The organism is Streptomyces kebangsaanensis (assembly GCF_001906585.1).
Lineage (GTDB): Bacteria > Actinomycetota > Actinomycetes > Streptomycetales > Streptomycetaceae > Streptomyces > Streptomyces kebangsaanensis.
Genome location: NZ_JUJA01000156.1, coordinates 56,929 through 61,114, shown reverse-complemented (window position 1 = coordinate 61,114; position 4,186 = coordinate 56,929). Strand labels below are relative to the sequence as shown.

4 protein-coding genes, 1 tRNA gene and 1 pseudogene are annotated in these 4,186 nt (G+C 74.1%); 2 read left to right on the top strand and 4 right to left on the bottom strand.

Annotated elements, in window-relative coordinates:
* Positions 1–789: pseudogene (locus RH94_RS44685) on the top strand (serine/threonine protein kinase); the annotation flags it as partial.
* A 35-nt stretch (positions 790–824) separates the two neighbouring features.
* Here RH94_RS44685 and RH94_RS26550 read toward each other — a convergent pair.
* Together RH94_RS26550 and RH94_RS44680 are read right to left on the bottom strand one after the other, a co-directional pair.
* Entirely contained in the window at positions 825–2,189 is a 1,365-nt protein-coding gene (locus RH94_RS26550; RefSeq protein WP_234426067.1) for a hypothetical protein, read from the bottom strand.
* Positions 2,190–2,411: 222 nt separating this feature from the next.
* Entirely contained in the window at positions 2,412–2,540 is a 129-nt protein-coding gene (locus RH94_RS44680; protein WP_003999697.1) for a DLW-39 family protein, read from the bottom strand.
* Between the two features lie 337 nt (positions 2,541–2,877).
* Between RH94_RS44680 and RH94_RS26540 the strand changes: the two genes are divergently transcribed.
* A complete protein-coding gene (locus RH94_RS26540) occupies positions 2,878–3,228 on the top strand; it encodes a DUF6344 domain-containing protein (protein ID WP_073950640.1) in 351 nt (116 codons plus the stop codon).
* Between the two features lie 294 nt (positions 3,229–3,522).
* Here RH94_RS26540 and RH94_RS26535 read toward each other — a convergent pair.
* Positions 3,523–3,599: transfer RNA gene (locus RH94_RS26535), tRNA-Ile, on the bottom strand.
* A 124-nt stretch (positions 3,600–3,723) separates the two neighbouring features.
* Positions 3,724–4,186, bottom strand: a 463-nt coding sequence (locus RH94_RS26530; RefSeq protein WP_073950639.1) for a DUF3566 domain-containing protein, incomplete at its 5' end; no start/stop codon positions are given.

The window sequence follows — 4,186 nt, the reverse complement described above, 5'->3', positions numbered from 1 at the left end:
TGGCAGGTCGTGGCCGCGCTGCTGCAGCCGGACCCGCAGGCCCGGTTCCGTACGGCGACGGGGGCGCGCAAGGCCCTCGTCGCGTGCGCCGAGCTCCTGCCGGAGCCGGGTCCCGACGACGAGCTGATCGAGATCTTCGACCAACTCGGGCCGTTGCCGCCGGGGTTCGGACCGGAGGGCCCGCTCGGGCGGAGCCCGGGGGTGGCGGTCGGGCGTGGTGGGGCGGCCGTGCACGGCGGGGTGGCCGGGTCCGCCGGCGCGGCGGAAGGCGCCGTCGCACCGGCTCGGCCCGGCACCGGGGCCGTCGCCACCGGCTCCGCGGGATCACGCGCCGGCTCCGCGGGCTCAGGCACCGGTTCCGTCGCGTCGGACCCGCGGCTCGTTTCCCGGCAGGGGATCGGCCCGGCGCCGGAGCCGGAGCCGGACGGCAGCGGCTCGTCCGCCGACCCGGTCCGGTCCTCCACGATGTCGGACACCGGCAGCTTCCACCTGCCGCCGCCGCAGGCCGTCCCGCCCGCGCCGACCGCGCCGGCCTCCCCTCCGGCCCAGGCCCTGCCCCTGCCGCCCCCCGGCGGCGTGCCGCTCGGCCCAGCGGTCCGCGCCGACGCCCCCACCGCTTCGTACACCGCTCAGGATCCGCGGGTTCCCGTTCCGGCCCGGGGTCACTCCCGCCACCGCGCCGTACGTCGTCCCCGCCGTCCCGGGCCGCCCGCCGCGGTGGCGGTCCCGCTGCTGCTGCTCGCGCTGGCCTGCTACGCCGTGGGGTTCTGGGCGCTGACCCGTCTGTGAGGCCCGCCGGAGCCGTCCGGCCCCCTGCCCGCGCCCTACGAGGCGCCCGGGGTGGCCGAGGAGCCCGCCCCGCGCCGGGCGACCGCCGTCCACACCCCGAGAACGGCCAGCAGGACGGTCCCCGCGCCGATTCCGCCGGCGGCGAGCGCCCGCAGCGCCGCCGTGCCGTCCGCGGCCCCGGCCGGCGCCGCCGCTGCCCGGTCGTGGGCGGTGACGTCGAAGAGCCGCACGGGTTCGGACCGGCCCGCGTAGTCCGGTCCGGGCCGTGCCGTGCCGTCCACCCGCACGCGCAGGGTCAGGCCGTGGGGCCCCTCGCCGAACCGTTCGGCGGTCTGGGCGGCGAGGTGCACGACCAGGTAGTGGAAGCCGGCGAACCGCAGGCTCTTCACCTGGTCGGCGAAGCCGTGCCTGTTGGCGTGGGCGACGGGCGGCAGGGGCGCGAGGCCGGCCGTGGTCTGCCGGCCGCTGTAACCGGCGTACGCCTCCTCGACGCGCCCGCGCACCGGGTTGTACAGCGACAGTGTCAGCGCGCCGCTCACGTAGCCGCTGCCCTCGCTCGCACCGTCCAGCTCGGCGGTGGCGTTCGGCTGTTGTCCCCAGTCGACCGGCACCTGGTAGAAGAGGGTCTGGCCGGGCCGTATCCGGGTCCGCCAGGCCCCTGGTCCGATCGTGCTCGCCGCGGCGAACCCGGCGCCGCCCGCGCGTTCCGCCGCCCGGCCGGTGACCGGCTCGGGCGAGGCGGAGTTCCACGACTCGGGCGCCGTCGTCGCTCCGGTGTGTCTCAGGGGCGGCTCGGAGAACGCGGCGAGTTCGAGGGGCCAGGTGTCGGACGAGGAGTTGTCGGCACCGATGCGTTCGATCAGCGCGTAGTACGTGCCGGCTCCCTGGCACAGCGTGTGGCCGGGGGAGGCCTCGCGCGCCCCCCAGGCGGCGACGGGGTGCGGGCTGCGGCTCGCACCGAAGCGGGCGGCCTGGATGGAGCAGGAGGTGCCGCGGGCGTCCTGCACCGAGATCCTGAGGCCGTCGGTGGCGGCGACCGTGGTGCCGGCCGCGGGTACCGCGGTGGCGGAGACGTACGCGGTGGAGGTGGCGTCGAGGTCGAGGCGGTAGTAGAGCCTGCCGTCCCTGGGCAGGGAGCTTCTGTAGGCACGGCCGGGCTCGAGGCGTTCGGCGTCCGTGGCGCTCGTCGCCCCGGGGACGGACGGGGCTCCGTCGGTGAAGGCGTACGGGCCCGGTGACCCGGCCGCGAAGGCGCTCGGCCCGGAAAAGGCCGTCACCAGGGACAGCGCCGCCGCGGCGACGGCCAGGCGCACGGCGGGGTTGTCCGGGGGCCGGCGGGCGCGCCGGTCGCGCCGGGGGTGCCCCGCCCTCGTCCGCCGTCCCGCTCCGCCCCGTTCCATGCCGCGCCACCCCCGCGTCTCGTCGCTCCGGACGTCGCCCATCCTGCCCCGCGTGCCGCTGGGCCGTCCGCGCATTCCGTACGAGCGTCCGAAACACCCGCCTCCGGGAGCGGGCCCTAACCCACAGGACACGCCCGCGCAACAGGGGGCCGGGTCCGCGGGCCCACACAAAACCCCGACCGCTCGGGCGGTCGGGGCCTGTTCAGTACCGGATGTCGGTGCTCACGAACCCGTGGGCACGGAGTCAGTCGCCTCCGTCCACAGATCCTGCTCGGCGCGATCCGCCTGGATCTGGCGGTACACGAGGAGCCCGCCGATGGCGGCCAGTGCGACCAGGAGAAGCTTCTTCACCGCGCGACCTCGTCTTTCCTTGACGTAGGGGACCTCTGGCGCCCGACTATACACACCGGCCGATACCGATCAGTGACCTGCGTCGGCCCTCAACTGCCGTGTGCGTGAGCGCAGTAGACATGGACGAAATCGCCCGGACCGGAGGGTGGTCGCACCCGCACGGACGGTGATTCCGTCCCCCCTCCTCCCCTCTTGGCGGCTTTTCGCCGCTCATGCGCCCATCCGAGTGGTGTTCATCCGAAGATCGCGGCGTCACGGGCGTCGGTCCACCACTTCGCGGCCCTCATACACATCATGAGCAAAGTACGCAAATCGCCCAACCCGAAAGTGAGGGGACATGGACCAGCACAAGGTCATGAAGCTGTGGACCGCCATCGTCACTGCCTTCCTCGCGCTGTGCACGGCGCTCGGACTCATCACCACGACCGCCTCCGCCGCCGCGGCCGCGGAGCAGCCCGAGACGGCGCCCAAGAGCGCGCCGGTGCCGGCCCAGCCGACGGCCCCCTGGTCCAGAATGCATGCCCGGTCCCTGCCCCCCACGATGAAACAGCGCATCCGCGCCGAAGCCCACGGCAAGACGCCCGCCTGCCGCCACCGCCCGACGGCCGACGTTCCTTCCCTCGCCGCCGATCCCCAGTGCGTCCCCGCCGCCCCACCTGCCCGGCCCACCATCCCCCTGCAACGGTGACAGCGCCGCACCGGCCCCGCCGGTGCCCCACCCGCACCCATGACACGACGGCGACATTGCGTACAGCACCAGCCGCACCCCCGAAGGTCCCCGGTCCGCCCCGACCGGGGACCTTCGCATTCCCGTCCCCGGTCCGCCCCGGCCCCCGCGGTCCGGAGCCCTCCGTCACGGATGCGGAGGGATGCGAGGAAGGACACGGAGGGGTACGGAGGAACGCGGGGGAGGATGCGGGGGATGGTGGGGGATCCGGAACGCAGAAGACCCCCGGTCCCAATCGACCGGGGGTCTTCTCGCTGGTGGGGCTAACAGGATTTGAACCTGTGGCCTCATCCTTATCAGGGATGCGCTCTAACCAACTGAGCTATAGCCCCGCCGCGCTCTGCGGTGTATGTCCCGCGCGCTGACTCCTGAAGATTAGCGCACGAGGGGGGCAGTCCCAAAATCGGTTGGCGCGGGACCGTCAGCGGACGTTCGCGAGGCGTGTCGGGCCTCGCGTCACTCGTCCTCGGCCAGCGTCAGCTCGATTCCGCCGACGAAGCCCGCGGAGAGGTTGTAGATGAACGCTCCGAGGGTCGCGAGGGCCGTGGCGAGGACCACGTCGATGACGGCGATGACCGCCGAGAACATCAGGACGTTCGAGAGGGACAGGAAGGACTGCAGGTCGAAGCCGTTCGACTCGTTCGAGCCGGTGGCCTCGGAAATCGTCCCGCCGACCGTGGAGAACACGCCCATCGCGTCCATGACCGTCCACAGCACGGCGGACGCCACGATGGTGCAGACGCCCAGCGCGATGGAGAGCAGGAAGCTGACCTTCATCACCGACCACGGGTCGGCCTTGGCCACCCGCAGCCGGGCCTTGCGGGTGCGCGGCAGGGTACGCGCGTCCGTGCGCGGCCGGCGCACCGCGTCCGCGGGCTCCTCGGCCGACGGGTAGGCCTGCGGCGGGTGGTACGGCTCC

What these genes read in the sequence shown, in the direction of transcription:
- RH94_RS26550 (WP_234426067.1), bottom strand. Translation starts at nt 2,189, where the DNA reads ATGGAACGGGGCGGAGCGGGACGGCGGACGAGGGCGGGGCACCCCCGG.
- RH94_RS26540 (WP_073950640.1), top strand. Translation starts at nt 2,878, where the DNA reads ATGGACCAGCACAAGGTCATGAAGCTGTGGACCGCCATCGTCACTGCC.